Source organism: Paramicrobacterium humi (assembly GCF_900105715.1).
In the GTDB taxonomy this organism is placed as follows: domain Bacteria; phylum Actinomycetota; class Actinomycetes; order Actinomycetales; family Microbacteriaceae; genus Paramicrobacterium; species Paramicrobacterium humi.
This window is the reverse complement of the sequence record NZ_FNRY01000001.1, coordinates 404262-430370: the sequence shown is the minus strand read 5'-3', so window position 1 is coordinate 430370 and position 26109 is coordinate 404262. Positions and strand designations below refer to the sequence as shown.

Below are 26109 nucleotides of genomic sequence, written 5' to 3'. Positions count from 1 at the left end.
GAGCAGGACGTGGCTACTGACCAGACTGCTGAGAAGCCTGTCGAGACGGCAGCCGGTTCCGAGCCGCGCACCGAGGACACGCGTGGCGGCAACCGCCGCGGCGGACGTGACCGCAACCAGGGCCGTGACCGTGGCGGTCGCGACCGCGGCGGACGCGACGACAAGAACCAGTTCCTCGAGCGCGTCGTCACCATCAACCGCGTGTCGAAGGTCGTGAAGGGTGGACGTCGCTTCAGCTTCACCGCCCTCGTCGTCGTCGGCGACGGCAACGGCGTTGTGGGTGTCGGCTACGGCAAGGCCCGCGAGGTTCCCCTCGCGATCTCCAAGGGCGTCGAGGAGGCGAAGAAGAACTTCTTCCGCGTGCCTCGCGTCGCCAACACGATCCCGCACCCCGTCCAGGGTGAGGCCGCGGCCGGCGTCGTGCTGCTGCGTCCGGCGGCCGCCGGTACCGGTGTTATCGCCGGTGGTCCGGTTCGCGCCGTCCTCGAGTGCGCGGGCATCCACGACGTGCTGAGCAAGTCGCTCGGTTCGTCGAACACCATCAACATCGTGCACGCGACCGTCACGGCGCTCAAGCAGCTCGAGGAGCCTCGTGCTGTTGCAGCCCGCCGCGGCAAGGAGTATGACGAGGTCGCTCCTGCCAAGCTGCTGCAGATCGAAGCGCGTGCCGCCGAGGCCGCTGCCGCAGCAAAGGTAGGTGCGTAATGGCCGGTCGTCTGAAGGTCACGCAGATCAAGTCCAAAGTTAGTGAGAAGCAGAACCAGCGCGACACGCTGCGCAGCCTTGGGCTGAAGCGCATCGGCGACGTGGTCGTCCGTGAGGACAACGCGCAGAACCGCGGCTACGTCAACACTGTTTCCCACCTCGTGAAGGTTGAGGAGATCGACTAATGGCTGACGAGAAGAAGGACGTCACGGAAGAGACGACCGCTCCCGCCACGAAGGCCGCCAAGGCCCCCGCCAAGAAGCCGGCCGCGAAGAAGGCGGATGCTGCAAGCACCGCCGAGAAGAAGGCCCCTGCCAAGAAGGCTGCGGCGAAGAAGGCCGACGAGACCGCGGAGCCTCGCGTACCGGTTCTCAAGGTGCACCACCTGCGCCCCGCGCCCGGTTCCAAGACCGCACGCACTCGCGTCGGCCGTGGTGAGGGTTCCAAGGGCAAGACCGCGGGCCGCGGCACCAAGGGCACGAAGGCCCGCTACCAGGTCCGCCAGGGCTTCGAGGGTGGCCAGCTTCCTGCGCACATGCGCACACCGAAGCTGCGCGGCTTCAAGAACCCGTTCCGTGTGGAGTACCAGGTCGTGAACCTCGAGCGCCTCGCCGAGCTCTACCCGAAGGGCGGCGACGTCACCGTCTCCGACCTCGTGGCCAAGGGCGCCGTTCGCAAGAACGAGAAGGTCAAGGTTCTCGGCAACGGTGACATCGCCGTGAAGCTGAACGTCGAGGTCGACAAGGTCTCGGGTTCGGCGGAGCAGAAGATCGTCGCCGCCGGCGGCTCCGTCAAGTAACACGACCGGTCGTACGGCTCGCTCGTTTCGCGTGAATCGTGCCCCGATTGTTCGCTGGGCCCAGTAATCGGCTAGATTCGATTGCTGGGCCCTTCGACTTCGGACGGCTCAGAACGTCATGGCGAGCCGTACCCCACGGTTCAACCCAGGAGGCCCTTGTTGTTTAGCGCTATTGCGCGGATCTTCCGCACACCCGACTTGCGTCGGAAGATCGGCTTCACCCTCGGCATCATCGCCTTGTACCGACTCGGCTCGTTCGTGCCGACGCCGTTCGTCGACTTCGAGAACGTGCAGAAGTGTCTCGCGCAGAACCAGGGAACGCAGGGCCTGTACGAGCTCGTCAACCTGTTCTCCGGTGGCGCGCTCCTCCAGCTCTCGATCTTCGCCCTCGGCATCATGCCGTACATCACGGCCTCGATCATCACCCAGCTGCTCCGCGTCGTCATCCCGCACTTCGAGACCCTCCACAAGGAAGGCCAGGCGGGCCAGAGCAAGCTGACGCAGTACACCCGCTACCTCACGATCTTCCTCGGCGTCCTGCAGTCGACGACGCTCATCACCGTTGCGCGAAGCGGCGCACTTTTCGGCACGAACTCGAGCGCCGAGTGCAGCTCCCTGATCACCGACGACACCTGGTACGCCGTGCTGCTCATGGTCATCACCATGACCGCAGGGACCGGCCTCATCATGTGGATGGGCGAGCTCATCACCGAGAAGGGCATCGGCAACGGAATGTCGCTGCTGATCTTCACGTCGATCGCCGCCACCTTCCCGAGCTCGCTCTGGGCCATCCAGCAGTCGCACGGCTTCGAGACGTTCCTCCTCGTGCTCGCGATCGGCATCGTCATCGTCATCGCCGTCGTGTTCATCGAGCAGTCGCAGCGCCGCATCCCCGTGCAGTACGCGAAGCGCATGGTGGGCCGCCGCACCTACGGCGGAAACAGCACCTACATCCCCATCAAGGTGAACATGGCCGGTGTTATCCCGATCATCTTCGCCTCCTCGCTGCTGTACCTCCCCGCGCTCATCGCCCAGTTCAACCAGCCCGCCGCCGGGCAGGAGCCTGCCGCGTGGGTGACCTGGATCACGACGTACCTCACCAAGGGCGACCACCCGCTCTACATGGCGCTGTACTTCCTGCTCATCGTCGGCTTCACCTACTTCTACGTCGCGATCACCTTCAACCCCGAAGAGGTCGCCGACAACATGAAGAAGTACGGCGGGTTCATCCCCGGCATCCGCGCCGGGCGCCCCACCGCCGACTACCTCGACTACGTGCTGACCCGCGTCACGCTGCCGGGTTCGCTCTACCTCGGATTGATCGCCCTGATCCCGCTGATCGCCCTCGCGACAGTCGGGGCCAACCAGAACTTCCCGTTCGGTGGCGCGTCGATCCTCATCATCGTCGGTGTTGGGCTCGAGACGGTCAAGCAGATCGACTCGCAGCTGCAGCAGCGACACTACGAAGGGTTGCTGCGATGACCTCTCCATCCGAACAGCCCGGTGTGCGCCTGCTCATCGTCGGGCCCCCCGGAGCCGGCAAGGGAACTCAAGCGGCGGTGATCGCCACGACCTTCGGGATCCCCGCGATCTCCACCGGCGACATCTTCCGCCAGAACATCAAGGACGGCACCGAGCTCGGCAAGCAGATCGACGCGATCGTGTCGACCGGCGGCTACGTGCCCGACTCGCTCACGAACGCGATCGTCGCCGACAGGCTGGGCCAGGCGGATGCCGCGAACGGCTTCCTCCTCGACGGATACCCCCGCACGGCGGACCAGGTCGCCGAGCTCGACCGCATTCTCGCGGCATCCGGCACCGCCCTCGACGGCGTCGTGCAGCTCACCGCCGACCGCGACGAGGTCGTCACGCGACTGCTCAAGCGCGCCGCCGAGCAGGGCCGCGTCGACGACACCGAAGAGGTCATCCGGCACCGTCAGGACGTGTACCACGAGCAGACCGAGCCGGTCATCGAGGCGTACCGCGAGCGCGGTCTCGTCGTGAGCGTCGACGGCCTCGGCACGATCGACGACGTGAGCGCGCGCGTGCTCGACGCCCTCGCCTCGCGCGGCGTCGCCGTCTCCGCCTGATGCGCCCCGTCCGCCGCTCGATCTACAAGTCGCCCGCGCAGCTGCGCCTCATGCGCGAGCCCGGGCTGCTCACCGCCCGCGCCCTCGACGCCGCGCGCGAGGCCGTGCGGCGGGGCGTGACAACGCTTGAGATCGACGCCATCGCCGAGCAGACCATCGTCGCCGGCGGCGGCAAGCCGAACTTCAAGATGGAGCCCGGCTACCATCACACCCTGTGCGTGTCGGTGAACGACGAGGTCGTGCACGGCATCCCGGGCGACCGCGTGATCCGGCCCGGCGACATCGTGTCGATCGACTGCGGCGCCGACGTCGGCGGCTGGAACGGCGACTCGGCGTGCACGGTCGTCGTGCCCGACCCCGATCGGCCCGAGCTCGTCGCCGCCCGCGAGCGGCTCTCCCGCACGACGGAGGGCTCGATGTGGGCCGGCATCGCACGCCTCGCGCGCGCCGCGAAGCTCGGCGAGATCGGCGACGCCGTGCAAGGCTACATCGAGGACAACCCCGACGCCGACGGCCGCGAGTACGGCATCATCGAGGACTACATCGGCCACGGCATCGGACGCTCCATGCACGAGGAGCCGCCCGTGTTCAACTACCGCGTGCGGCTGCCCGGCCCCGCCGTGAAGCCGGGCCTCGTCGTCGCGATCGAGCCCATGATGGTCGAGCGCTCCGCCGACACCCAGGTGCTCGACGACGACTGGACCGTCACGACCGTCGACGGCGGCATGGCCGCGCACTGGGAGCACAGTGTCGCCGTGCACAAGGACGGCATCTGGGTTCTCACGGCCGCCGACGGGGGAGCCGCGGGCCTCGCCCCCTTCGGGGTCACCCCCACGCCCATCGCCTGAGCGATCGGATGCCGCCGGCGGCGGTATCGTCTGAGCATGGCACGCGCGTTCCTCATCACCCCGCTGCCCGCAGACTCCGCGGACACCGACTTCGAGGCGCGCCTGCGCCCGATCCTGCCCGAGGAGCGCGTGCTCAGCATCCACGATGCCGGTGCCACTCGCGGTGACGGCGTCTTCGAGACCGTCGGCATGACCGCGGGCATCGTGCGCAAGGCCGAGGCGCACGTCGAGCGGCTCGCGGCCTCGGCCGCGAAGATGGACCTGCCCGCGCCGCACCCGGGACAGTGGCTGAATGCGATCGAGCGCGTAGCGCGAGAGCTTCCCGACACGGGAGCCGCCGTCATCCGGCTTGTGATCACGCGCGGGCTCCCGGACGCCGGGCCGACGTGCTGGATCGTCGGCCAGCCGAGCCCCGCTCACGTCAGCGAACGCGTCGACGGCGTGCGCGTCGTGCTCCTCGACCGCGGCTGGCCCATCAACATCAACTCCCGCGCACCGTGGATGCTCGCAGGAGCCAAGACCCTCTCGTACGCGCCCAACATGGCGGCGCTGCGCGAGGCGCGCCGCCGTGGCGCCGACGACGTCATCTTCACCTCTCTCGAGGGATTCGCGATGGAGGGCCCGACGTCGTCGCTCATCGTGCGCATCGGCGACACCTTCGTCACGCCCGCCGCCGACGACGGCATCCTGCCCGGCACGACGCAGCAGGAGCTGTTCGCCTGGCTCCGCGCCCAGGGCCGCCAGACCGCGTCGCGGCGCGTGCTCGCCGACGAGGTGCGCTCCGCCGACGCCGCGTGGCTCGTCTCGAGCGTTCGCCTGGTGGTGCCGGTCACCGCGATCGATGGCGCCTCGACGCACGTCGATGCCGACCTGACCGCCCGCATGAACGAGGCGCTGCTCGCCGGCTGACCGCGGCGACTTCCCCTGTCACGAAGTGCGCTCTGAACGCCCCTGAGGGAGCACTTCGTGACAGGGGAAGACACGAGAGCGAAGGCGAGCGCCCGCTCAGCCGTCCATTGTGCGCACGAGCTCGTCGATGAACCCCGCGAAGTCGCGGCTCGCGCGAATGATGCGGTTCACGTCCTCGCGCTCCGAGAACACCTCGACGAACTGGTCGAACACGTCCTGGAACTGCGCGCGACCCGCCTCGCTGAACGCGATGAACGCGACGACGTTCACGCGACCGTCGCCCCACGGCAGGCTGTGCTCGTTCACCGCGATCGCGATCGACGTGCGCGTTGCCGTCATCGCCATCGCGTGCGGCACCGCGAGCGCCTCGGTGAACGCCGTCGACGACATGCGCTCACGCTCGATCGCCGCGCTCACGTACGCCTCGTCGACGATGCCGAGCTCGGCCATGCGCGCGCCGAGCAGCCGGATCATGCCCTCCTCGTCGAGCCCCGACACGTCGCGCACGAACAGGCGCTCGTCGAAGTAGCGCAGCAGCTCGTCGCGGATCGCCGCTCGTCTGCCCTGCCGGCGCACGCGGCTGAGCGTTGCGCGCACACGGTCGACGTCGCCGGGGCCGAAGAACGGCTGGATCCGCACGATGTTCTCCGCCGGCACGGGCGGCGCGATCGTCGTGAGCACGATCTCGGCATCCAACCGGTCCCACGGCACGTCGCTGCGGGCGATGACGCGCGTGACGACGAGGGCGTCGCCGAGCGACTGCGCGACGCGTTCGCGCAGCATCGCCTGCATGTCGTAGTAGTTGGGGCACACGATGATGCACGTCGCGAGGTCGTCGCGCCGCGTCTGCTGGTGCAAGTGCGCGCCCACGTGCATGGCGATGTAGGCGATCTCGTCGTCGTTGACGTCGATGCCCGTCGCGTCGTGCAGCTGGCTCGCGATGAACACGGCGAGCTCGTAGATCATCGGGTACGCCGACTTGATCGACTTCGTCAGCGGGTTGCGGGAGAACGCCTGGTCCTCGGCGCGCTCGAGCAGGTTCCGCACGTGCAGCGTGAGCCGGGTGAGGAAGTCCTCGTCGCTCAAGTCGACGAGGTACTCCTCCGCGGCGCGAGCGACGATGGCGCGCATCCGGCCGAGGTCGTCGTCGGAGAGATAGTCGGATGCCGCGGCCGCGGCGGCCGATTCGGGCCCCGGAGCCACGGCTCGCGTCGCGAGCAGATACGAGAGGTACCGGATGTCGCTCTCGTCGAGGCCGGGGGAGAAGTGCGTGGCCGCGAGAGAGCGCAGGATGCCGCCGAGCTCGGCCTCCGCGCCCGTCGACTTGCCCGTGTCGCCGATGGGCTGGTGCTTGCCCGCGCGGTCGGCGGCGATCGCGATGTGCAGCAGCACGTTGTCCATGCCGTAGTCGTTGATGTAGTAGCCGTGCCGCTCGAGCGCCGCGATCAGGTCGGTCTTGAACGAGCCGAGGCTCTCCGACTCGAACTCGCGCTGGATCGCGTCGAGCGCGGCCATGCCGTGCTCCGACTCCTCCCGGAAGAGGCGGGAGAGCAGGCGGCGCTGCGCGAGCTCCGAGCCCACGAGCGACACGCGGCTGCCGGCACGGCGCACCGCGAGGCCCGTGTCAGCGATGAGACCGCGCACGCGGGTGAGGTCGGCCTCGAGCGTCGAGTCGCTCACGAACAGGGCGGCGGCGGTGTCGTACACGTCGACGCCGTCGTCGGCGTCCACGAGCAGTCGCACGAGCCGGTACAGCCGCTCCCGCGGCGCGTCGCCGGGCGCGATGCTTCCCGTCTGAGCCCGGAACGCGGCGTAGCCCTCCGCGTTGAGCCGGTACCCCTCGGGACCGGAGTCGATGATCGTGTGCGGCTCCGCCTGCGTCTTGAGCGCCGCGATGTAGCTGCGGATGCTGCGCGGGGTCACGCCGATGGCGTCGGCGAGGTCGGCGGCGGTGAGCCACTCGTGCGAGCGCACGAGCAGTCCCATGAGGCTGCTCTGCCGGTCCTTGCTCACGCCGCTCCTGTCTGTCCCCGGTATCGAGTCAACCAGCTTCTGCGCTCGCGTGCGGGATTTCCGGGGCCCCGGCGCCTTCCTCCCCGGCGGAAGGTTGCGTGCTGGCCCCGACACGACCCGCGGGCGAGAGTGGAGGCTGGAGCTGAAAGCAGGCGGAACAGTGAAGATCCTTGTGGCGTGCGGTGCCGGAGCGTCGTCGACGTTCGTGGCGCTGCGCGTGCGTCGCGCCGCCGCTGCCCGCGGCATCGACCTCGCGGTCACGGCGACGCCGCTCAGCGCGCTCCCGGGCGCGCTCGCCGGCGCCGACGTTCTGCTGCTCGGCGCGCACCTCGCCGACCGCGCCGACGAGCTCGCCGTGATGGCTCGCGCGGCCGGCGTAGCGGTCGCCGTGCTGCCCGAAGCGGCATCCGCGAACGCTGACGGCTCCGCCGTTCTTGACCTCGCTCTCGACGTCGCTGGAGCAGGCCAATGATCCGCCACTCGTTGTGCCGCGCCGGGCACCCGGACTATGGTGATCAGCACAGCAGCCCTCAGCGACGAAGGAGGACCCCATGGCAGAACGCACAATTCGGATCGGATCGTCGCACGGACTGCACGCTCGCCCGGCCAAGCTCTTCACGCAGGCGGCAGCCGGCTCCGGCGCCACGGTCACGATCCGCAAGGGCGACAAGGCCGTCAACGCGGCGAGCATTCTCGGAGTCATCTCCCTCGGCGTCGACTTCGGCGACGAAGTCACGCTCACAGTCGAGGGCGGCGACGACGAGAAGGTCATGGGCGAGCTCGAGGAGCTGCTCGTCACCGATCACGACGAGGCCTGACCGCCCGATGCGCGGGGCGGCCTCGAGCAAACGAGGAGGTCGCTGATGGAGTACACGGGAACAGGAATCGGGCAGGGCGTCGCCATCGGGCAGACGATCCGCATGCCCGACCCGCTGCCGGAGCCGCGCGATGAGCGCAGCTCGCGCGGCACCGACGAGGAGTCGGCGCGCGCCGCCGCGTCGATGGCCGCCGTCGCGCGTGAGCTCGAGAAGCGCGGCGCCTCCGCCGGCGGAACCGCGAAGGACGTGCTCGAGGCGCAGGCCATGATGGCCGAGGACCCCTCCCTCGTCGAACTCGTGACCGCGGGCATCAGCGACGGGAAGACCGCCGAGCGGGCCGTGTTCGAGGCGTTCGCCTCCTTCCGCGACCAGCTCGCGGCCATGGGCGGCTACCTCGGCGAACGCGCCGCCGACCTCGACGACGTGTCGCAGCGCGTCATCGCCGACCTCGCCGGCGTTCCCGCTCCCGGCGTCCCGCAGCCCGCCGAGCCGTTCGTGCTCATCGCGCGCGATCTCGCGCCCGCCGACACCGCCCTGCTCGACCTCGACAAGGTGCTCGCGCTCGTCACGAGCGACGGCGGCCCCACCTCGCACACCGCGATCCTCGCCCGCGAGAAGTCCATCGTCGCCGTCGTCGGCACCGCGAACGCGCTCGACATCGCCGACGGCACGACGGTCGTTGTGGATGCCGCCGCCGGAAGCGTCCTCACGGACCCGTCCGCAGAGCTCGCCGCGCACGTGACGCAGCGCATCGCGGAGCGCTCCGCCGCGGCATCCGGCCCCACCGGCCCAGGCGTGCTGGCCGACGGCACGGCCGTGCCGCTGCTCGCGAACCTCGGCTCGAGCGACGGCGCCGACGCCGCCGTCGCCCTCGGCGCGGAGGGCGTTGGCCTGTTCCGCACCGAGTTCCTGTTCCTCGACGCGGGAGACACCGCGCCGAGCGTCGAGCAGCAGCGCGAGCACTACGTGCGGCTGCTCACCGCCTTCGCCGGCAAGAAGGTCGTCGTGCGCGTGCTCGACGCGGGCGCCGACAAGCCCCTGCCGTTCCTCTCGAACGCGGAGGAGGAGAACCCCGCACTCGGCCTTCGGGGCTTGCGCGCCCTGCGCGCCCGCGAGGAGATCCTGCGCGACCAGCTCACGGCGCTCGCCGAGGCCGACGCGCAGACCGATGCGGACCTGTGGGTCATGGCGCCCATGGTCTCGGGCGTCGAGGAGACCCGGTACTTCGTCGAGCTCGCGCGGGAGCTCGGCATCAAGACGGCGGGAATCATGGTCGAGATACCCTCCGTCGCCCTGCTCGCCGAGAAGGCGCTCGCCGCGTGCGACTTCGCGTCGATCGGCACGAACGACCTCACCCAGTACACGCTCGCCGCGGACCGGCTGCTCGGCTCCGTCGCGAGCTTCCAGGATCCCTGGCACCCGGCCGTGCTCCGCCTCATCGGCGAGGTCGGCCGCGCCGGCGCGCAGCTCGGCAAGCCCGTCGGCATCTGCGGCGAGGCAGCCGCGGATCCGCTGCTCGCCGTCGTGCTCGTCGGCCTCGGCGCGACAAGCCTCTCCATGTCGCCGTCGGCCCTGCTCGACGTCCGACTCTCCCTCGCCGGCTTCGACCTCGAAACGGCACAGAACCTTGCCCAGATCGCCCTTGCCGCCGATGACGCGGCATCGGCAAAGTCGGCCGTGCGCGACGCGGCCGACACAGCACAGAAAGTGAGACAACCATGACATCGACGTCTGCACCGTCGAAGCCGGGAGGGGCGCGCGTCCACGTCCAGCGCTTCGGCACGTTCCTCTCCGGCATGGTGATGCCCAACATCGGCGCCTTCATCGCCTGGGGTCTCATCACCGCCTTCTTCATCCAGACCGGGTGGACGCCGGTTCCTCAGCTCGGGGGCTTCCCCGACGCGGCGGGCAACGAGTACACGGGCCTCGTCGGCCCGATGATCACGTACATGCTGCCGCTGCTGCTCGCCTACACGGGCGGCAAGATGGTCTACGACACGCGCGGCGGCGTCGTCGGCGCGATCGCGACGATGGGCGTCATCGTCGGCAGCGACGTGCCGATGTTCATCGGCGCCATGATCATGGGACCGCTCGCCGCGTGGCTCATGAAGAAGGTCGACGCGATCTGGGACGGCAAGATCAAGGCCGGCTTCGAGATGCTCGTCAACAACTTCTCGGCCGGAATCCTCGGCGGCCTGCTCGCCCTCGCGGGCTTCTTCGGCATCGCTCCCGTCGTCACGTGGCTCAGCCACATCCTCGAGACCGCCGTCGGCTGGCTCGTCGGCATGCACCTGCTTCCGCTCGCGAGCCTGCTCGTCGAGCCCGGCAAGGTGCTGTTCCTCAACAACGCCATCAACCACGGCGTGTTCACGCCGCTCGGCGTCGACCAGGTCGCCCAGCAGGGCAAGTCGATCCTGTTCCTCATCGAGGCGAACCCCGGACCTGGCGTCGGCATCCTGCTCGCGTTCATGTTCTTCGGCGTCGGCATGGCGAAGGCGAGCGCACCCGGTGCGATCATCATCCAGTTCTTCGGCGGCATCCACGAGATCTACTTCCCGTACGTGCTCATGAAGCCCATGCTGATCATCGCGGCCATCGCGGGCGGCATGACGGGCGTCGCGATCAACGCGGCCTTCCAGACCGGCCTCCGAGCGCCCGCCTCGCCGGGAAGCATCATCGCCGTGCTCATCCAGACGGCGCCTGACAGCTACGTCGGCGTGATCCTCTCGGTCGTGGGCGCCGCCGCGGTGTCGTTCATCATCTCCGCTGTCATCCTGCGGGCGTCCCGCAAGCGTGACCTCGCAAGCGAGAACGCCGGCGACCTGAGCGCCGCCATCGCGCAGACCGAGGCGAACAAGGGCAAGAAGTCGAGCGTGCTCGGCACCATGGGCAGCGCCGCCGCCGAAGGCGCAGCGCCCGAAGCGCAGACGACGACGATCGCAGGCCCCATCGACAACATCGTGTTCGCCTGCGACGCTGGAATGGGCTCGAGCGCGATGGGCGCGTCCGTGCTGCGGAACAAGCTCAAGAAGGCGGGGGTCACCGACGTGAAGGTCACGAACCAGGCGATCGCGAACCTCACCGGTGACGCGGACCTCGTCGTGACGCAGAATGAACTGACGGAGCGCGCGCGGCAGAAGTCGCCGAACTCCGTGCACGTGTCGGTCGACAACTTCATGAACAGCCCGAAGTACGACGAGGTCGTGCAGCGGGTGAAGCAGAGCAAGGGGGACAGTGAGTGAGCGATGACATCCTGACGAAGGACAACGTGGTGGCCTCGGGGGAGGCCACCACGCGGGACGAGGCGATCGCCGAGGCCGGCCGGATGCTGGTTCAGGCGGGAGCCGTGACGGACGCGTACGTCGACGCCATGCGCGATCGTGAGAAGACAGTGTCGACGTACATGGGCAACTTCCTCGCGATCCCGCACGGGACGAACGAGGCGAAGGACGAGATCAGCCGTTCGATGCTCTCCTTCGTGCGCTACACGAACCCGATCGACTGGGACGGCGACGAAGTCCGCTTCGTCGTCGGCATCGCCGGGGTCGGCAACGAGCACCTCGAGATCCTGTCGAAGATCGCGATCGTGTTCTCGGAGGAGGAGTCGGTGCAGCAGCTCATCGACGCCCCCGATGCGGACGCGCTGTACGCGCTTCTCGAGGAGGTAAACGAAGAATGAAGGCTGTTCACTTCGGCGCGGGCAACATCGGGCGCGGCTTCGTCGGCCTGCTGCTGCACGACGCCGGCTACGATGTCGTCTTCTCCGATGTGAACCCCGTGCTGATCGACCAGCTCAAGGCGGCCGATCGGTACACGGTGCACGAGGTCGGTGAGGGCGGCGTGGACCGCGTCGTCACCGGCTTCGACGCCGTCAACTCCGCCGAGAACGAAGACGCGGTCGTGCAGGAGATCGCGACCGCCGACGTCGTCACCACGGCGGTCGGGCCGAACGTGCTCCGGTTCATCGCGCCCGTCATCGCCAAGGGGCTCGCCGCCCGCTCGGCGGATGCCGCGCCCGTCGCCGTCATGGCGTGCGAGAACGCGATCGGAGCGACCGACACGCTGCGCGAGTCGATCATCGAGAACGCGGGCGGCGACTGGGCGACGCTGCAGCAGCGGGCCGTGTTCGCGAACACCGCCGTCGACCGCATCGTTCCCGCCCAGGACGCCTCGTCGGGCATCGACGTCACCGTCGAGGCGTTCTACGAGTGGGCGATCGAGCGCGGACCCTTCGCCGGGAACGAGCCGCCCATCACGGGCGCCCACTTCGTCGACGACCTCGCCCCCTACATCGAGCGGAAGCTCTTCACCGTGAACACGGGGCACGCCTCGACCGCGTACTTCGGGTTCCTCGCGGGCATCGACAAGATCTCCGACGCGATCACCGACCCCAACGTGGGGGCGAAGGTGCGCCGGGTGCTCGAGGAGACCTCCGCCTATCTCGTGCAGACCCACGGTCTCGACGTGGCGACGCAAGACGCCTACCGGGAGACGATCCTCACCCGCTTCGCGAACCCGCACCTGCCCGACACGGTGCAGCGCGTCGGACGCCAGCCGCTGCGCAAGCTCAGCAGACACGAGCGGTTCATCGGACCGGCCGCCGCGATCGCGGAGAACGGCGGCTCGTGCGACGCGCTCATCGAGGCGATCGGCGCGGCCCTGCAGTTCCACATCCCGGAGGACGAGCAGAGCCAGGAGATGGCCGATCTGCTCGAGGAGCTCGATGCGGCGCAGTTCACCGAGCAGGTGACGGGCCTCGAGCCGCGGCATCCGCTCTTCGACCGGGTTCGCGACGAAGTCGCCGCCGTCAAGCGGCCCTGATTCCCGCCGGGCTCGACCCGCACCGCACAGCGCAACCTCAACTGGCGCAACGGCCATTTATCACATACGATTGTCTGTTGGTGCATTGTGCACGCCGCGCGGCGTGTCTTCCGGCACCGAAATCCAACGCACGACCAGTGCGACAAACCTGAGCGACAGTGAGTCTATGGCCAAAAAAGACGGTGTCATTGAGATCGAAGGATCTGTGATCGAGGCGCTGCCCAACGCGATGTTCCGTGTTGAGCTGACCAACGGTCACAAGGTGCTTGCCCACATCTCGGGCAAGATGCGCCAGCACTACATCCGCATCCTCCCCGAGGACCGCGTGATCGTGGAGCTGACCCCTTACGACCTCACCCGCGGCCGGATCGTCTACCGCTACAAATAAGTCGCGCTGTAAGTAACGGCTGAGCACAGCCATGCCCGAAAGGCAGAGCCGTGCTCTTCACGAGGACAGCGAACAGAGGAACAACATGAAGGTCCACCCCAGCGTCAAGCGCATCTGCGATCACTGCAAGGTGATCCGTCGGCACGGACGCGTGATGGTCATCTGCAAGAACAACCCGCGCCACAAGCAGCGCCAGGGCTAGCAGACGCGGCGCACGTCGCCGCACGCAACACAAATGAAAAACGGCAGTTCCAGAACCCGTAACGGGGGACACCCAGGGGCGGAGGCCCTGGCACCGGAACTGCTCCACACCTCCACTTACTCCAAGGAGAAGCCATCATGGCACGTCTCGCCGGCGTAGACATTCCCCGCGAAAAGCGCGTGGAAGTCGCACTGACGTACATCTACGGTGTGGGCCGCACGAGGGCCCTCAAGACCCTCGCCGACACCGGAATTGACGGGAACATCCGCGTCAAGGACCTCACCGACGACCAGCTCGTCGCACTTCGTGACTACATCGAGGGCAACTTCAAGGTGGAGGGTGACCTTCGCCGCGAGGTGGCCGCTGACATCCGCCGCAAGGTCGAGATCGGCTCGTACGAGGGCATCCGCCACCGTCGCGGTCTCCCGGTTCGCGGTCAGCGCACCAAGACCAACGCCCGCACCCGCAAGGGCCCGAAGCGCACCGTGGCCGGCAAGAAGAAGGCCCGCTAGGTCCGGCCTCGCCTCAAGGATTCAGGAGATAACCAATGGCAGCACCAAAGTCGGCCGTTCGTAAGCCGCGCAAGAAGGAAAAGAAGAACATCGCCGTGGGCCAGGCCCACATCAAGTCGACGTTCAACAACACGATCGTCTCGATCAGCGACCCCTCGGGCGCGGTCATCAGCTGGGCGTCCTCCGGTGGCGTCGGCTTCAAGGGCTCGCGCAAGTCGACCCCGTTCGCCGCACAGCTCGCCGCCGAGTCGGCCGCGCGCCAGGCGCAGGAGCACGGCATGAAGAAGGTCGACGTCTTCGTCAAGGGCCCGGGCTCTGGTCGCGAGACGGCGATCCGTTCGCTCCAGGCCGCCGGTCTCGAGGTCGGATCGATCAACGACGTCACGCCGCAGGCGCACAACGGATGCCGCCCGCCGAAGCGTCGCCGCGTCTAAGCACTTCATACCCGAGATCGGGCCGGAACACCCGGCTCGATTCTCGGGGTTAACACAACTCAATATCCCGTCAACGCAAGTGTCATATAGCGGACACTTAGCCGAAAGGAATACATAGTGCTTATTGCACAGCGTCCCACGCTCGCCGAGGAGAACATCTCGGAGTTCCGCAGCCGCTTCGTCATCGAGCCGCTGGAGCCGGGCTTCGGATACACCCTCGGCAACTCGCTTCGCCGCACCCTTCTCTCGTCGATCCCCGGCGCCGCCGTCACGAGCGTCCGCATCGACGGCGTGCTGCACGAGTTCAGCACGATCCCCGGTGTGAAGGAAGACGTCACCGAGATCATCCTCAACATCAAGGGCCTCGTCGTCTCGAGCGAGCACGACGAGCCGATCACCGCGTACCTGCGCAAGACCGGCTCCGGCCAGGTCACCGCCGCTGACATCTCGGCTCCCGCCGGTGTCGAGGTGCACAACCCCGAGCTCGTCATCGCGACGCTCAACGAGAACGCGAAGTTCGAGCTCGAGCTCACGATCGAGCGCGGCCGCGGCTACGTGTCGGCGAACCAGAACCGCAACGAGTTCTCCGAGGCTGGGCAGATCCCGATCGACTCGATCTACTCGCCCGTTCTCAAGGTCACCTACCGCGTCGAGGCGACTCGTGCCGGTGAGCGCACCGACTTCGACCGCCTCGTGGTCGACGTCGAGACCAAGCCCGCGATCACGCCGCGCGACGCGATCGCCTCGGCGGGAAGCACCCTCGTCGAGCTCTTCGGCCTCGCCAAGGAGCTCAACAACCAGGCCGAGGGCATCGAGCTCGGCGCGGCCCCCGCAGAGGCCGTGCTCTCGAGCGAGCTCTCGGTTCCGATCGAGGACCTCGACCTGTCGGTCCGTTCCTACAACTGCCTCAAGCGCGAGGGCATCAACACGGTGTCCGAGCTCGTCGCCCTGAGCGAGACGCAGCTGATGAACATCCGCAACTTCGGCCAGAAGTCGGTCGACGAGGTTCGCGACAAGCTCGTCGAGATGGGGCTCTCGCTCAAGGACTCGGTTCCCGGGTTCGACGGCGCGCACTTCTACTCGGGCTACGAAGACGAGAACAACTAACGGCCTGTCGCCTCGACAGCCCGAGATGATTTTGGAGAAATACGAGAATGCCTAAGCCGACTAAGGGACCCCGCCTCGGAGGCGGCCCGGCGCACGAGCGCCTGCTGCTCGCCAACCAGGCCGCAGCCCTGTTCACCCACAAGCGCATCACGACGACCGAGACGAAGGCAAAGCGCCTGCGCCCCGTCGCCGAGCGTCTCATCACGTTCGCGAAGCGCGGCGACCTGCACTCGCGCCGTCGCGTGCTCTCGAGCATCGGCGACAAGACCGTCGTGCACGAGCTCTTCACCGAGATCGCGCCGCTCGTCGCCGAGCGTGAGGGCGGCTACACCCGCATCACGAAGATCGGCAACCGCAAGGGCGACAACGCTCCCATGGCTGTGATCGAGCTCGTTCTCGAGCCCGTCACCCCCAAGGTGAAGAAGTCCTCGACAAAGACGGCCGCGAAGCCCGTCGAGGAGGCCCCTGCGGAGACGACCGAGGCTCCGGCCGAGGAGACCGCGCAGACCGAGGCTCCGGCCGAGGCTGAGGCTCCCGCGGAGACCGAGGCTTCCGCCGAGGACGAGTCGAAGTAACGACCGCGCGCCTGTCGAAGGCCCCGGCATCCGCACGGATGCCGGGGCCTTCGCGCATCCGGCGGGAGGCGTCCCAGGGTGGGCCGATATTCTGGGCGCATGGCTGATACCAGCGCACCACTTCAGGACCGTGTCACCGCCCCCGCCGAGCTGCCGCTCCCGCAGCATCCCGACGTCGCCACCTGGCGTCCCGCGAAACGCGACGATCTCGACGACATCATGACGATGCTGGATGCCGTCAGACGGGCGGATCACCCGGCGTGGTCCGTGACCCGTACCGAGATCGACGACGCCATGGGATCGTCGATGCTCGACCTCGCCACGGACTCGCTTCTCGCGCTCGACGAGAGCGGAACGGTCATCGCGTTCGGCATCGCCGCTATCGCACAGGGCCAGGCGACACGCGTGCAGGTGTACCTCGACGGCGCCGTGCACCCCGACTGGCGCGGCCGCGGCATCGGGCGGCTGCTTCTCGCCTGGCAGCGCGACCGCTCGCTGCAGCTGCTCGCCGCGAGTGACAAGCCGCTTCCCGGCTGGAGCATGCTGCACGAGGCCGAGAGCAACGTGCCCGCCCAGCACCTCGCCGAGCGCGCCGGTTTCACCCTCACGCGCTACTTCACCCAGATGGTGCGTCGGCTTGACGAGCCGATCGAGCCGATCCCGGCGAAGGCCGACGTGCAGATAGTTCCGCTGTCCGCCGACCTCATCGAGGCCACGCGGGTCGCACGCAACGACGCCTTCCGCGACCACTGGGGCAGCCAGCCGATGACCGTCGAGCGCTGGGGCCACTTGACCTCGTCGCCCGAGTTCCGCAACGACCTCTCCCGCGTCGCAGTCGTACCGGGGGAGGACGGTTCACGGCGCGTCGTCGCGTTCGCGCTCACGTCCGTCAACGAGTCCGACTGGGACGCCGCAGGGTACGCCAAGGCCTACATCGAGTACGTCGGCGTCGTGCGCGACCACCGCGGCCAGCGCCTCGCCCCCGCGGTCATCGCTGCCGCCCTGCAGGCGCACAAATCCGCGGGCATCGAGCGCTCCGAGCTCGACGTGGACTCCGACAGCCCAACGGGGGCGAACACGCTCTACCAGAGCATGGGCTTCAGCCTCGGCGATCGCGACCTGTCGTACGTGCTCGAGGTGTGACCCTCACCGCGCGACGGGCAGGTTGTGGCCGTGCTGCGTCCCCGCGGCCGGCGGCAGATCGGCGAGCGCCTGCAGGGCAGCGGCGATCGACTTCGCGTACACCTCGCCGCCCTTCTCGCCGGGATGGATGCCGTCGCCGGCGAGCAGCTCCCTCGAACGCGGCTCGATGTCGCCGCACCAGTCGGCGAGCACCGTCGTACGGTGTCGTGAGGCGAAGTCGCCGAGCTCGGCGTTGACGCCGGCGATCCAGTCGCGCGGCGCGAAGGCGCTCACGAGAACGAGCTGCCGCTGCGGGCCAAGCACGCGCGCGACGTCCGCGAGCGTGGACTTTGAGATCGGCCCGTTCGTGCCGAGGCCGAGCACGACCGTTCCGCGCAGCCGACCCTCGTCGTCGAGTCGCCGCAGGATGCCGGGAGCGGCATACATCGAGCGCGACACCTTCGCGTCCACGTCGATGCCGGGAAACGCCTCCTGCAGGGCCGGCGCCGCCGCGAGCATGACGGAGTCGCCGACGGCCGTGATGTTGTCGCCCGTGACCGTGGGTCGCGTCGACGGCTGCGCGCTCGGCGCCACGCTGCGCGTGTGCGCCGCCTGCCGGGCGTGCGCGATGAGCGCCTCGACAGTCGACTTCTGCGGAGCGACGGCGATCGCCGTCAGCGTCGAGCCGGCGAGGGCGACGAGTACGAGGGCCGTGCTCGCGGCCACGATCGTGCGCGGCGTCCGCGTCCGCACGGCCCGGCCGAACGCGCGCACGCACCCCGCGAAGCCGCGCCGACGCACCGGGTTCTCCGCGAAGCGGAATGACAGCTCCGCGACGACGAGCGTGATCAGAACGGCGAGAACGGATGCCGCGAGCGGCGGCGCCTGGCTCGTCGCACCGCCCGCGCCCGCGAGCAGCAGCGTGAAGATCGGCCAGTGCCACAAGTAGATGCCGTACGAGCGGCGGCCCATCCAACGCAGGGCGCCGGCGTCGAGTCGCGCGCCAAGCCGAGAGTCCGGCCGGATCGCCGCGGCAATCACGACGACGGTGAGCACCGAGGCGACGGCGAGACCGCCGCGATATGTGGCGTCCGCGGCGTCACCGAGAACGACCATCGCGACGCCGATCCCGACGAGAGCCGCTGTTCCGGCCGCGTCGATCGCGATCCGCGTCGCGCGACCGGCGGCGCGGGGCAGCCCCGCACCGAGCCTGCCCTCGAGCAGCACAGCGAGCGCCGCCCCGATCAGCAGCCCGAACGCGTGCGTGTCAGTTCCGTAGTACACCCGGGTCGCGTCACCGCCCGGCATGAAGAGCGTCGCCATCCAGATGGCCGAACCTGCGGCGGCGACGACGAGCACGGCCGCGCGCGCCCAGCGGGAGCGCACGAAGAGCAGGGCGAGAAGCAGCAGCGGCCAGACGATGTAGAACTGCTCCTCGACGGCGAGCGACCAGAGCGTGCGGAACATCTCGGGCGAGAGCTGGTCGAAGTACGAGCCGCCTCCCGCGACCGCGACCCAGTTGTAGCTGAACGTCGCCGCGCCGAGGATCTGCCGGCCGATGCGCACGAGCACGTCCCCGCCGACAAGCAGCGCCGCAGTCGTCGACGCCGTGACGACGATGACGAGGGCGGGAAGGATGCGGCGGGCGCGGCGCCCCCAGAATGAGCGGAGATCCACGCGCCCTGTGCTCGCTTTTTCGCGCAGCAGAAGGCTCGTGATGAGGAAGCCGGAGATGACGAAGAACACGTCCACGCCGATGAACCCGCCGGGAAGCGCGCGAGGGAACAGGTGATACACGAGAACCGCCGCGACGGCGATGGCGCGAAGGCCGTCGAGGCCCGCGTAGTGGATGCGGCCGGCGGCGAGAGCGAAAGTGGGGGCGGGTTCGTGACTCATAGTGCGACCGCCTCAGGGTAGCCCGTCCGTGTGCGCGAGCGATGAGAGAGCGCTGGGTGGCGCGCATAGACTGGCAGCCGTGATCGATCCGAGCGCCGGCACCGTGCGATTCCGCCTGGATATCGCCTATGACGGCACCGATTTCTCCGGCTGGGCGCGCCAGCCGGGGCTGCGCACCGTGCAGGGCGTGCTCGAAGACGCCATCGCGACCGTGTTCGGCCGCCGCGGCGACGAGCCCCGTCTGGTCGTCGCCGGTCGAACGGATGCGGGCGTGCACGCGACCGGTCAGGTCGCCCACGTCGACCTCGCCGAGCGGCACATCGACGTCCTCACCCGCCAGCGCCGCCGCGGCTACCCCGAGCAGTCGGCGGCCGAGGCGCTCGCGCGGCGGGTCGGGGGAGTGCTCGGCAGAAACAGCGACGTCGTCGTGATGGCTGCCGGAGAGGCGCCCTCCGGCTTCGACGCGCGCTTCTCCGCCTCCTGGCGCCGCTACGAGTACCGCATCGCCGACGCGGCGACGGGACGCAATCCGCTCGAGCGGCGCACTGTCGCGTGGCATCCGGGCCGCCTCGACGTCGACGCCATGGACGCCGCCGCCCGCTCGCTCGTCGGCCTGCACGACTTCGGCGCCTACTGCAAGCCGCGCGAGGGCGCCACGACGATCCGCACGCTGCAGGACTTCCGCTGGAGCCGCGATGCCGCGGGCCGCGTCGTCGCCGAGGTGCGTGCCGACGCGTTCTGCCACAGCATGGTGCGCTCGCTCACGGGCGCGTGCGTCGCCGTCGGGGAGGGGGCGCTCGCCGCCGCCGATCTCGTTCGCCTCCGCGATGCCGCTGAACGAACGAGCGCGTTCAAGGTCATGCCCGCGCACGGACTCACCCTGGTGCAGGTCGGCTACCCCGAGGACGAGCTGCTCGAGGCGCGCACGCTGCTCACACGCGCCAAGCGCACCCTGAGCTCGAATTGACCGCGACCGGGCGTGTCGCCTAGGATTGTTCTTTGGTGTCGTGGCTTCTGCAGCACGCACCCGAAGTTGAGCCCTCCACGTGCGGCGTTCCGGTTCCGGAACACCCGACGGAGCGGGATTCACGATCGTCCAACTTACGACAAGAAAGCAGCACTACTGTGACGCGCACTTACTCCCCGAAGGCTAATGAGATCCAGCGCGACTGGATCGTCATCGACGCCACCGACGTCGTGCTCGGCCGCCTGGCCAGCCACGCAGCGGTCCTCCTCCGCGGCAAGCACAAGCCGACGTTCGTCAACCACATGGACGCGGGTGACTTCGTCATCATCGTCAACGCCGACAAGGTCGCCCTGACCGGTCAGAAGGCCGAGAAGAAGAAGGCCTATCGCCACTCCGGCTACCCGGGCGGGCTCAAGGCCGTTACCTACGCCGAGCTCCTCGAGAAGAACCCCGTTCGCGCCGTCGAGAAGGCCGTTCGCGGAATGCTCCCGAAGAACTCACTCGGTGCCGCACAGCTCAAGAAGCTGAAGGTGTACGCCGGCAGCGAGCACCCGCACGCCGCGCAGCAGCCGAAGCCGTACACGTTCGACCAGGTCGCCCAGTAAGCGCCGACACAAGCTAAGGATTCATACAGTGGCGAAGATCGCAGACTCCATCGAAACCCCGGAGAACTACTCCACCGAGACGCCGGCTCAGGCCGCCGAGGCGGCACCGCGCCCGGCCCTCAGCGTTCCCGGCGCAGCCGTCGGCCGCCGCAAGCAGGCAATCGCCCGCGTGCGCCTCGTCCCCGGCACCGGCGTGATCACGGTCAACGGCCGTGCGCTTGCCGACTACTTCCCGAACAAGCTGCACCAGCAGCTCATCACCGACCCGTTCACGGTGCTCGACCTGACCGGCGGATACGACGTCATCGCTCGCATCTCCGGCGGCGGCCCCTCGGGCCAGGCCGGCGCTCTCCGCCTCGGCATCGCCCGCGCCCTGAACCAGATCGACGTCGAGAACAACCGTCCGAAGCTCAAGTCGGCCGGCTTCCTCTCGCGTGACGCCCGCGTCAAGGAGCGCAAGAAGGCCGGTCTCAAGAAGGCCCGCAAGGCTCCTCAGTTCTCGAAGCGCTAGTCAGCGAACAGCAGGCTCTTCATGGCTCGACTGTTTGGGACTGACGGAGTTCGCGGACTCGCGAACGGTCTCCTCACAGCCGACCTCGCACTCGGCCTTGCTCAAGCCACCGCAGTGGTGCTTGGGCAAGGCCGTCGTGCTGAGGCGCGGCGTGCTGAGGGGAAGCGTCCCGTCGCCGTCGTCGCTCGCGACCCGCGCGTCTCGGGGGAGTTCCTCTCCGCCGCCGTCGCCGCTGGCCTCGCGTCGAGCGGCGTGGACGTGCTCGACGCCGGCGTGATCACCACGCCCGCGGCCGCGTTCCTCGTGCAGAACATCGACGCCGACTTCGGCTTCATGATCTCTGCGTCGCACAACCCGGCGCCCGACAACGGCATCAAGATCTTCGCGTACGGCGGGACCAAGCTGCCCGATGTCGTGGAAGAGCGCATCGAGGAGCACATGCTGCGCGAGCAGCTGCTGCCCACCGGTGCCGACGTCGGCCGCATCCGCCGGTTCGCGGACGCCGAGGACCGCTACCTCATCCACCTGCTCGGCAGCCTCCCGCACACGCTCGACGGGCTGCACGTCGTCATCGACTGCGCGAACGGGGCGGCCGCCGGCGTCTCCCCACAGGTGTTCTCGGACGCCGGCGCGAAGGTCACCGTGATCGGCAACGACCCCGACGGCATCAACATCAACGACGGTTGCGGCTCCACGCACATCGACAAGCTCGCCGAGGCGGTTCTCGCGCACGGCGCCGATGTCGGGATCGCGCATGACGGCGATGCCGATCGCTGTCTCGCGGTCGACGCGAACGGCACCGTCGTCGACGGCGACCAGATCATGGCGATCCTCGCCCTGTCGATGAAGGAGCGCGGCACCCTCACCGACAACACGCTCGTCGCGACGGTCATGAGCAACCTCGGACTGCGCCGGGCGATGGCCGAGAACGGCGTGCAGATGCTGCAGACGAAGGTCGGCGACCGTTACGTGCTCGAGGCCATGAACGAGCAGGGCCTCGCCCTGGGCGGCGAGCAGTCCGGCCACGTGATCATGAGCGAATTCGCGACGACGGGCGACGGCATCCTCACGGGTCTTCACCTCGTGAGCGAGATGGCGCGCACGGGCAAGTCCCTCGCCGAGCTCGCGTCCGTGATGACGGTGTATCCGCAGGTCATGGTCAATGTGAAGGATGTGGACAAGAACCGGGCGCACTCGGATGAGTCCGTGCTGAAGGCCGTCGCTGACGCCGAGAACCTGCTCGGCGAGACCGGCCGCGTGCTTCTGCGGCCGAGCGGCACCGAGCCCCTCGTGCGCGTGATGGTCGAAGCGGCCGATCACGACACGGCCGGCCAGGTCGCCGAGCAGCTCGCGAACGTCGTGCGGGAAAACCTCAGCATCGCCTGACTCTCCCTCGAACGCGAATCGGCGCCCCGCACTTCCGCGCGGGGCGCCGATTCGCGTCTCGTCACATGGTTCGGCTCGAGCCGACGACGTCGCGGGACTTCCAGTCCTCCCAGCCCGGCTGGCCGGCCATGAACTCCTGGACCTGCTCGGTCGTCGCCTCGAGGGTCGGATCGTGGGAGAGGTAGTGCTTCGTCTCCCGGGCGATGAGCCCGGAGAGGATGAGCAGGCCGATGAGGTTCGGCAGCGCCATGAGTCCGTTCATCATGTCGGAGAACGCCCAGACGACGCCGAGCTCGACCGTGCAGCCGATGAAGACGATGAGCGAGAACACGATGCGGAACGGCATCACCGCCCGCCGGCCGAGGAGTCGCTCGATGTTGCGCTCGCCGTAGTACGACCAGCCGAGGATCGTCGAGAACGCGAACATAACCAGGCCGATCGTCACGATCCAGTGCCCCCATTCGCCGGGGAGGCCGTGGGAGAACGCCTCGCCGGTCATGAGCGCCGCGGAGATCTGCTCACCGGTGTTCGGGTCGATCTCGTTCCAGGTGCCGGTCGTGATGATGACGAGTCCCGTGCAGGAGACCACGATGATGGTGTCGATGAAGGTCTGCGTCATCGACACGAGTCCCTGCCGAACCGGGTGGCTCGTCTGCGCGGCGGCGGCAGCGATCGCCGCAGATCCCATGCCGGACTCGTTGGAGAAGATGCCGCGTGCGACGCCGAACTGCACGGCGATGATGATGGCGGAGCCAGCGAAGCCGCCGACCGCGCTCGTTCCCGTGAACGCGTCGGTGAAGATCTGCGCGAACGCCGCCGGCACCTCGCCGATGTTGGCGATGAGGATGTAGAGGGCGCCGATCACGTAGAAGATGATCATGATGGGCACGAAGCCGGCCGTGACCTTGCCGATCGACTTGATTCCGCCCACGAGCACCATGAGGGCGAGCACCGTGAGGATGATGCCGGTGACCCACGTCGGCACGTGGAAGCTCGACTCGACGTTCGTCGCTATCGAGTTTCCCTGTGTCATGTTGCCGATGCCGAAGCAGGCGATGACGGCGAAGATCGCGAAGGACAGGCCGAGGATCTTGCCGAGCGGGCCCTTGATGCCGCGCTCGAGGTAGTACTGGGGACCGCCCGACTTCTCGCCGGCGGCGTCGGTGCCGCGGAATCTCACACCGAGGAACGCTTCGGAGTATTTGGACGCCATCCCGAGAAGGCCCGTCACCCACATCCAGAACAGCGCGCCGGGTCCGCCGATGCCGATGGCCGTCGCGACGCCGACGATGTTGCCGGTTCCGACGGTCGCCGCGAGCGCCGTCGTGAGTGCTTGGAACTGGGAGATGTCGCCCTCGGATCCGGCATCCTTGCGTCGAAGGATGCCGAGACGCAGAGCGGCGCCGAGTTTGAGGAACTGCAGTCCGCCGAGGCGAATCGTCAGATAGAGGCCAGTGCCGAGAAGGAGCGGAATGAGGAAGTACGGTCCCCAGATGATTCCGCTCAGCCACTCGAATGCTGCCTGAAGTCCGCCTAAGTCCATGCGCTCCCCCTCTGTGCGCCCGTGCACGATGGCCCTATCTTAGGGGGTAGGCCGGGGCGGCAGAGGGCAACTCAGGCGCGTGCCGCGCGCCGGGCCGCGCGACGCTGCTTCTGCCACTCCCAGAATCGGGCCAGCATGCGCTTCAGCCAGCCGGAGAGTCGACGTGCCCAGCGGAACTCGGTGCCGAGGACGGCGAGTCCGAGGAACACGATGAGCCAGCCCGGCCCCGGGAGCGGAACGAGGACGAATCCCGTCAGAACGATGAGGATGCCGAACACAGCGAGCGCTATGCGGTAGCCGCGACGCAGTCGCGGGTAGCCGTCGAGGCGAGCGCGCAGCTGTCGCAGCATCCGATGAAGGGGATGGCTGCTGCTCTCGCCGCGCACGATGTCTGCGCTGATCTCGGACTCGAACGCCATGCGCCCAAGGTAGGCGGCGTGACTGCGAATGGGCAGTGAATGCCGCGGCTCAGATCTTGCGGAGCAGCACGGAGCTGACCGTGTGATCGCGCTCCTTGCGCAGCACGAGCTTCGCGCGAGCGCGCGTCGGACGGATGTTCTCGACGAGGTTCGGCGCGTTGACTTCGTCCCAGTAATAGCGCGCCTTCACCCTGGCCTGCTCGTCGTCGAGCTCGGTGAAGACGTTGAAGTACGAGTTCGGGTTCGAGAAGGCGCCGCGCTTGAGCTCCATGAAGCGCTCCTCGTACCAGTGCGCGATATCGCTCGTGCGCGCGTCGACGTAGACGCTGAAGTCGAACAGGTCGCTGATCGAGAGCTGGCCCGTCGACGCGGGCTGCAGCACGTTGAGACCCTCGACGATGAGAACGTCCGGCCGGCGCACGACGATGCTCGCATCGGGCACGATGTCGTACTGCATGTGCGAGTAGAACGGAGCGCGCACTTCCGCGGCGCCCGACTTCACCTCGGTGATGAAACGCAGCAGCGCGCGCCGGTCGTAGGACTCGGGGAAGCCCTTGCGGTCCATGATGCCGCGGCGCTCGAGCTCGGCGTTGGGGTAGAGGAAGCCGTCGGTCGTGATGAGCTCCACGCGCGGGGTGTCGGGCCAGCGTGCCATGAGCTCCCGCAGGAGGCGGGACACCGTGGACTTTCCGACGGCGACGGAACCGGCGACGGCGATGACGAAGGGGGTGCGGCCGGTGGACTCGCCGAGAAAGTCCTGGGTCGAATCGTGCAGGCGCTTCGCGTTCGCGACGTAGAGGCTCAGAAGTCGGCTGAGCGGAAGATAGACCTCGGCGACCTCGTTGATGTCCATGCGGTCGCCGAGGCCCCGCAGCTGGACGATCTCCGCGTTCGTGAGCGGCGACTGCATGTTCGGGGCGAGCATCGCCCACCGAGCGCGGTCGATCTCGACGAACGGCGTCGTGTGTACGGGAATTGCGCCTGTGGCTCTCGCAAGGGGCATAAAACGTCATTCTATGGGGAGGATGCAGCACAGTGGCTCGCCGCACTTCCGTCTCAGCTGATCGATGGCGCTCGTTGACGAACTCCGGAGAGGGCGGATCGTATGGGTCGCCCTCGATCCGACCAGCGGACACGAGCAGCGTGGCCACCGCCCCGTCCTCGTCGTGTCGGGGGAATGCGTACTTGCGAACGGTGACGACGCTCTTCATCGCGGTACCCGTGACGACGGTGAACAGAGGCTGGCCCAACCATGTGCTGCTCAAGGGGGAACTCGGGCCCGACCGAGCATCCTGGGCGATGACGGAACAGCCGCGCACGCTGAACCGAGACCGGGTCACCGCCGCTGCCGGCTTCGTCACGCCGGAATGCCTCGATTCCGTCACGATGTGGCTCTCGGACTTCCTCGACCTGCGACCATAGGCGACAAGAGTCACCCT

General features: G+C 68.3%; 30 protein-coding genes and 1 pseudogene. 26 read left to right on the top strand and 5 right to left on the bottom strand.

The window, feature by feature from the left end:
• The first annotated feature begins 9 nt into the window (after window positions 1-9).
• From rpsE to BLV49_RS02090, 7 genes are all read left to right on the top strand, one after another.
• Window positions 10-705: a 30S ribosomal protein S5 gene (rpsE, locus tag BLV49_RS02120; protein ID WP_143033932.1), complete on the top strand. Its 696-nt coding sequence runs from the start codon at window positions 10-12 to the stop codon at window positions 703-705.
• Window positions 705-890 carry a 50S ribosomal protein L30 gene (gene rpmD, locus BLV49_RS02115; protein ID WP_091179353.1) on the top strand — a complete coding sequence of 62 codons (186 nt, stop codon included), beginning with the start codon at window positions 705-707 and terminating at the stop codon, window positions 888-890. The genes rpsE and rpmD overlap by 1 nt, the downstream gene beginning before the upstream one ends.
• Window positions 890-1504 (top strand): 50S ribosomal protein L15, encoded by a 615-nt coding sequence (gene rplO, locus BLV49_RS02110; protein ID WP_091179352.1) that lies wholly within the window; start codon window positions 890-892, stop codon window positions 1502-1504. The genes rpmD and rplO overlap by 1 nt, the downstream gene beginning before the upstream one ends.
• Window positions 1505-1663: 159 nt before the next feature.
• Window positions 1664-2986, top strand: a complete 1323-nt coding sequence (secY, locus tag BLV49_RS02105) for a preprotein translocase subunit SecY (protein ID WP_091179350.1) — start codon at window positions 1664-1666, stop codon at window positions 2984-2986.
• Window positions 2983-3594: an adenylate kinase gene (locus BLV49_RS02100; RefSeq protein ID WP_176980692.1), complete on the top strand. Its 612-nt coding sequence runs from the start codon at window positions 2983-2985 to the stop codon at window positions 3592-3594. Before secY ends, BLV49_RS02100 begins: the two co-directional genes overlap by 4 nt.
• Window positions 3594-4442: a type I methionyl aminopeptidase gene (gene map / locus BLV49_RS02095; protein WP_091179348.1), complete on the top strand. Its 849-nt coding sequence runs from the start codon at window positions 3594-3596 to the stop codon at window positions 4440-4442. Before BLV49_RS02100 ends, map begins: the two co-directional genes overlap by 1 nt.
• A gap of 36 nt (window positions 4443-4478) precedes the next feature.
• Window positions 4479-5351, top strand: a complete 873-nt coding sequence (locus BLV49_RS02090) for an aminotransferase class IV (protein ID WP_091179346.1) — start codon at window positions 4479-4481, stop codon at window positions 5349-5351.
• A 96-nt stretch (window positions 5352-5447) separates the two neighbouring features.
• Here the strand turns inward: BLV49_RS02090 and BLV49_RS02085 are convergent, their stop codons facing one another.
• Entirely contained in the window at window positions 5448-7364 is a 1917-nt protein-coding gene (locus BLV49_RS02085; protein WP_281245298.1) for a BglG family transcription antiterminator, read from the bottom strand.
• 160 nt (window positions 7365-7524) lie between these two features.
• Between BLV49_RS02085 and BLV49_RS02080 the strand changes: the two genes are divergently transcribed.
• The 13 genes from BLV49_RS02080 (at window position 7525) to BLV49_RS02020 (ending at window position 17364) form a co-directional block, all read left to right on the top strand.
• Window positions 7525-7836, top strand: a complete 312-nt coding sequence (locus BLV49_RS02080) for a PTS sugar transporter subunit IIB (protein WP_091179342.1) — start codon at window positions 7525-7527, stop codon at window positions 7834-7836.
• A 79-nt stretch (window positions 7837-7915) separates the two neighbouring features.
• A complete protein-coding gene (locus BLV49_RS02075; protein ID WP_091179340.1) occupies window positions 7916-8182 on the top strand; it encodes an HPr family phosphocarrier protein in 267 nt (88 codons plus the stop codon).
• Window positions 8183-8227: 45 nt separating this feature from the next.
• On the top strand, window positions 8228-9904 hold the full coding sequence (gene ptsP / locus BLV49_RS02070) for a phosphoenolpyruvate--protein phosphotransferase (protein WP_091179338.1): 1677 nt from the start codon (window positions 8228-8230) through the stop codon (window positions 9902-9904).
• Entirely contained in the window at window positions 9901-11424 is a 1524-nt protein-coding gene (locus tag BLV49_RS02065) for a PTS mannitol transporter subunit IIBC (protein ID WP_091179336.1), read from the top strand. Before ptsP ends, BLV49_RS02065 begins: the two co-directional genes overlap by 4 nt.
• Window positions 11421-11861 (top strand): PTS mannitol transporter subunit IIA, encoded by a 441-nt coding sequence (locus BLV49_RS02060; protein WP_091179335.1) that lies wholly within the window; start codon window positions 11421-11423, stop codon window positions 11859-11861. Before BLV49_RS02065 ends, BLV49_RS02060 begins: the two co-directional genes overlap by 4 nt.
• The gene (locus tag BLV49_RS02055; RefSeq protein ID WP_091179333.1) at window positions 11858-13003 is read left to right on the top strand and encodes a mannitol-1-phosphate 5-dehydrogenase; all 1146 of its coding nucleotides are present in this window, start codon (window positions 11858-11860) and stop codon (window positions 13001-13003) included. The genes BLV49_RS02060 and BLV49_RS02055 overlap by 4 nt, the downstream gene beginning before the upstream one ends.
• A gap of 166 nt (window positions 13004-13169) precedes the next feature.
• Window positions 13170-13391, top strand: a complete 222-nt coding sequence (gene infA, locus BLV49_RS02050) for a translation initiation factor IF-1 (RefSeq protein WP_091179331.1) — start codon at window positions 13170-13172, stop codon at window positions 13389-13391.
• Window positions 13392-13476: 85 nt separating this feature from the next.
• Window positions 13477-13593 (top strand): 50S ribosomal protein L36, encoded by a 117-nt coding sequence (rpmJ, locus tag BLV49_RS02045; protein ID WP_091179328.1) that lies wholly within the window; start codon window positions 13477-13479, stop codon window positions 13591-13593.
• Window positions 13594-13730: 137 nt separating this feature from the next.
• On the top strand, window positions 13731-14105 hold the full coding sequence (gene rpsM, locus BLV49_RS02040; protein WP_091179326.1) for a 30S ribosomal protein S13: 375 nt from the start codon (window positions 13731-13733) through the stop codon (window positions 14103-14105).
• A 35-nt stretch (window positions 14106-14140) separates the two neighbouring features.
• A complete protein-coding gene (gene rpsK, locus BLV49_RS02035) occupies window positions 14141-14539 on the top strand; it encodes a 30S ribosomal protein S11 (RefSeq protein WP_091179324.1) in 399 nt (132 codons plus the stop codon).
• Between the two features lie 117 nt (window positions 14540-14656).
• Entirely contained in the window at window positions 14657-15646 is a 990-nt protein-coding gene (locus BLV49_RS02030; RefSeq protein WP_091179322.1) for a DNA-directed RNA polymerase subunit alpha, read from the top strand.
• 47 nt (window positions 15647-15693) lie between these two features.
• Window positions 15694-16221, top strand: coding sequence for a 50S ribosomal protein L17 (gene rplQ / locus BLV49_RS02025; protein WP_091179321.1), 528 nt, complete (start codon window positions 15694-15696; stop codon window positions 16219-16221).
• Window positions 16222-16320: 99 nt separating this feature from the next.
• Window positions 16321-17364: a GNAT family N-acetyltransferase gene (locus tag BLV49_RS02020; RefSeq protein WP_091179319.1), complete on the top strand. Its 1044-nt coding sequence runs from the start codon at window positions 16321-16323 to the stop codon at window positions 17362-17364.
• Window positions 17365-17367: 3 nt separating this feature from the next.
• On the opposite strand, the gene BLV49_RS02015 is transcribed toward BLV49_RS02020, so the two are convergent.
• The gene (locus BLV49_RS02015; RefSeq protein WP_091179317.1) at window positions 17368-19239 is read right to left on the bottom strand and encodes an acyltransferase family protein; all 1872 of its coding nucleotides are present in this window, start codon (window positions 19237-19239) and stop codon (window positions 17368-17370) included.
• Between the two features lie 103 nt (window positions 19240-19342).
• Between BLV49_RS02015 and truA the strand changes: the two genes are divergently transcribed.
• The 4 genes from truA (at window position 19343) to glmM (ending at window position 22708) form a co-directional block, all read left to right on the top strand.
• The gene (gene truA, locus BLV49_RS02010) at window positions 19343-20206 is read left to right on the top strand and encodes a tRNA pseudouridine(38-40) synthase TruA (RefSeq protein ID WP_091186612.1); all 864 of its coding nucleotides are present in this window, start codon (window positions 19343-19345) and stop codon (window positions 20204-20206) included.
• 158 nt (window positions 20207-20364) lie between these two features.
• Entirely contained in the window at window positions 20365-20811 is a 447-nt protein-coding gene (rplM, locus tag BLV49_RS02005; RefSeq protein ID WP_091179315.1) for a 50S ribosomal protein L13, read from the top strand.
• A 28-nt stretch (window positions 20812-20839) separates the two neighbouring features.
• Window positions 20840-21322 carry a 30S ribosomal protein S9 gene (rpsI, locus tag BLV49_RS02000; protein ID WP_091179314.1) on the top strand — a complete coding sequence of 161 codons (483 nt, stop codon included), beginning with the start codon at window positions 20840-20842 and terminating at the stop codon, window positions 21320-21322.
• Between the two features lie 21 nt (window positions 21323-21343).
• On the top strand, window positions 21344-22708 hold the full coding sequence (glmM, locus tag BLV49_RS01995) for a phosphoglucosamine mutase (protein WP_091179312.1): 1365 nt from the start codon (window positions 21344-21346) through the stop codon (window positions 22706-22708).
• Between the two features lie 61 nt (window positions 22709-22769).
• On the opposite strand, the gene BLV49_RS01990 is transcribed toward glmM, so the two are convergent.
• The 3 genes from BLV49_RS01990 to coaA all read right to left on the bottom strand — a co-directional run bounded on the left by BLV49_RS01990 (window position 22770) and on the right by coaA (window position 25673).
• On the bottom strand, window positions 22770-24251 hold the full coding sequence (locus BLV49_RS01990; RefSeq protein WP_091179310.1) for an alanine/glycine:cation symporter family protein: 1482 nt from the start codon (window positions 24249-24251) through the stop codon (window positions 22770-22772).
• Between the two features lie 71 nt (window positions 24252-24322).
• A complete protein-coding gene (locus BLV49_RS01985; protein ID WP_091179309.1) occupies window positions 24323-24670 on the bottom strand; it encodes a TIGR02611 family protein in 348 nt (115 codons plus the stop codon).
• 49 nt (window positions 24671-24719) lie between these two features.
• Window positions 24720-25673, bottom strand: coding sequence for a type I pantothenate kinase (gene coaA, locus BLV49_RS01980; protein ID WP_091179307.1), 954 nt, complete (start codon window positions 25671-25673; stop codon window positions 24720-24722).
• 64 nt (window positions 25674-25737) lie between these two features.
• On the opposite strand from coaA, the pseudogene BLV49_RS17395 reads away from it, so the two are divergent.
• A pseudogene (locus tag BLV49_RS17395) lies at window positions 25738-25806 on the top strand (hypothetical protein); the annotation flags it as partial.
• 58 nt (window positions 25807-25864) lie between these two features.
• Window positions 25865-26092 (top strand): type II toxin-antitoxin system PemK/MazF family toxin, encoded by a 228-nt coding sequence (locus BLV49_RS17280; protein WP_281245297.1) that lies wholly within the window; start codon window positions 25865-25867, stop codon window positions 26090-26092.
• Window positions 26093-26109 lie beyond the last annotated feature (17 nt).

What these genes read in the sequence shown, in the direction of transcription:
- BLV49_RS02075 (WP_091179340.1), top strand. Translation starts at nt 7,916, where the DNA reads ATGGCAGAACGCACAATTCGGATCGGATCGTCGCACGGACTGCACGCT.
- rpmD (WP_091179353.1), top strand. Translation starts at nt 705, where the DNA reads ATGGCCGGTCGTCTGAAGGTCACGCAGATCAAGTCCAAAGTTAGTGAG.
- rplQ (WP_091179321.1), top strand. Translation starts at nt 15,694, where the DNA reads ATGCCTAAGCCGACTAAGGGACCCCGCCTCGGAGGCGGCCCGGCGCAC.
- rpsM (WP_091179326.1), top strand. Translation starts at nt 13,731, where the DNA reads ATGGCACGTCTCGCCGGCGTAGACATTCCCCGCGAAAAGCGCGTGGAA.
- BLV49_RS02090 (WP_091179346.1), top strand. Translation starts at nt 4,479, where the DNA reads ATGGCACGCGCGTTCCTCATCACCCCGCTGCCCGCAGACTCCGCGGAC.
- rplO (WP_091179352.1), top strand. Translation starts at nt 890, where the DNA reads ATGGCTGACGAGAAGAAGGACGTCACGGAAGAGACGACCGCTCCCGCC.
- BLV49_RS02100 (WP_176980692.1), top strand. Translation starts at nt 2,983, where the DNA reads ATGACCTCTCCATCCGAACAGCCCGGTGTGCGCCTGCTCATCGTCGGG.
- BLV49_RS02015 (WP_091179317.1), bottom strand. Translation starts at nt 19,239, where the DNA reads ATGAGTCACGAACCCGCCCCCACTTTCGCTCTCGCCGCCGGCCGCATC.
- map (WP_091179348.1), top strand. Translation starts at nt 3,594, where the DNA reads ATGCGCCCCGTCCGCCGCTCGATCTACAAGTCGCCCGCGCAGCTGCGC.
- BLV49_RS02020 (WP_091179319.1), top strand. Translation starts at nt 16,321, where the DNA reads ATGGCTGATACCAGCGCACCACTTCAGGACCGTGTCACCGCCCCCGCC.
- rpsK (WP_091179324.1), top strand. Translation starts at nt 14,141, where the DNA reads ATGGCAGCACCAAAGTCGGCCGTTCGTAAGCCGCGCAAGAAGGAAAAG.
- coaA (WP_091179307.1), bottom strand. Translation starts at nt 25,673, where the DNA reads ATGCCCCTTGCGAGAGCCACAGGCGCAATTCCCGTACACACGACGCCG.
- BLV49_RS01990 (WP_091179310.1), bottom strand. Translation starts at nt 24,251, where the DNA reads ATGGACTTAGGCGGACTTCAGGCAGCATTCGAGTGGCTGAGCGGAATC.
- BLV49_RS01985 (WP_091179309.1), bottom strand. Translation starts at nt 24,670, where the DNA reads ATGGCGTTCGAGTCCGAGATCAGCGCAGACATCGTGCGCGGCGAGAGC.
- ptsP (WP_091179338.1), top strand. Translation starts at nt 8,228, where the DNA reads ATGGAGTACACGGGAACAGGAATCGGGCAGGGCGTCGCCATCGGGCAG.
- BLV49_RS02065 (WP_091179336.1), top strand. Translation starts at nt 9,901, where the DNA reads ATGACATCGACGTCTGCACCGTCGAAGCCGGGAGGGGCGCGCGTCCAC.
- rpmJ (WP_091179328.1), top strand. Translation starts at nt 13,477, where the DNA reads ATGAAGGTCCACCCCAGCGTCAAGCGCATCTGCGATCACTGCAAGGTG.
- glmM (WP_091179312.1), top strand. Translation starts at nt 21,344, where the DNA reads ATGGCTCGACTGTTTGGGACTGACGGAGTTCGCGGACTCGCGAACGGT.
- BLV49_RS02055 (WP_091179333.1), top strand. Translation starts at nt 11,858, where the DNA reads ATGAAGGCTGTTCACTTCGGCGCGGGCAACATCGGGCGCGGCTTCGTC.
- infA (WP_091179331.1), top strand. Translation starts at nt 13,170, where the DNA reads ATGGCCAAAAAAGACGGTGTCATTGAGATCGAAGGATCTGTGATCGAG.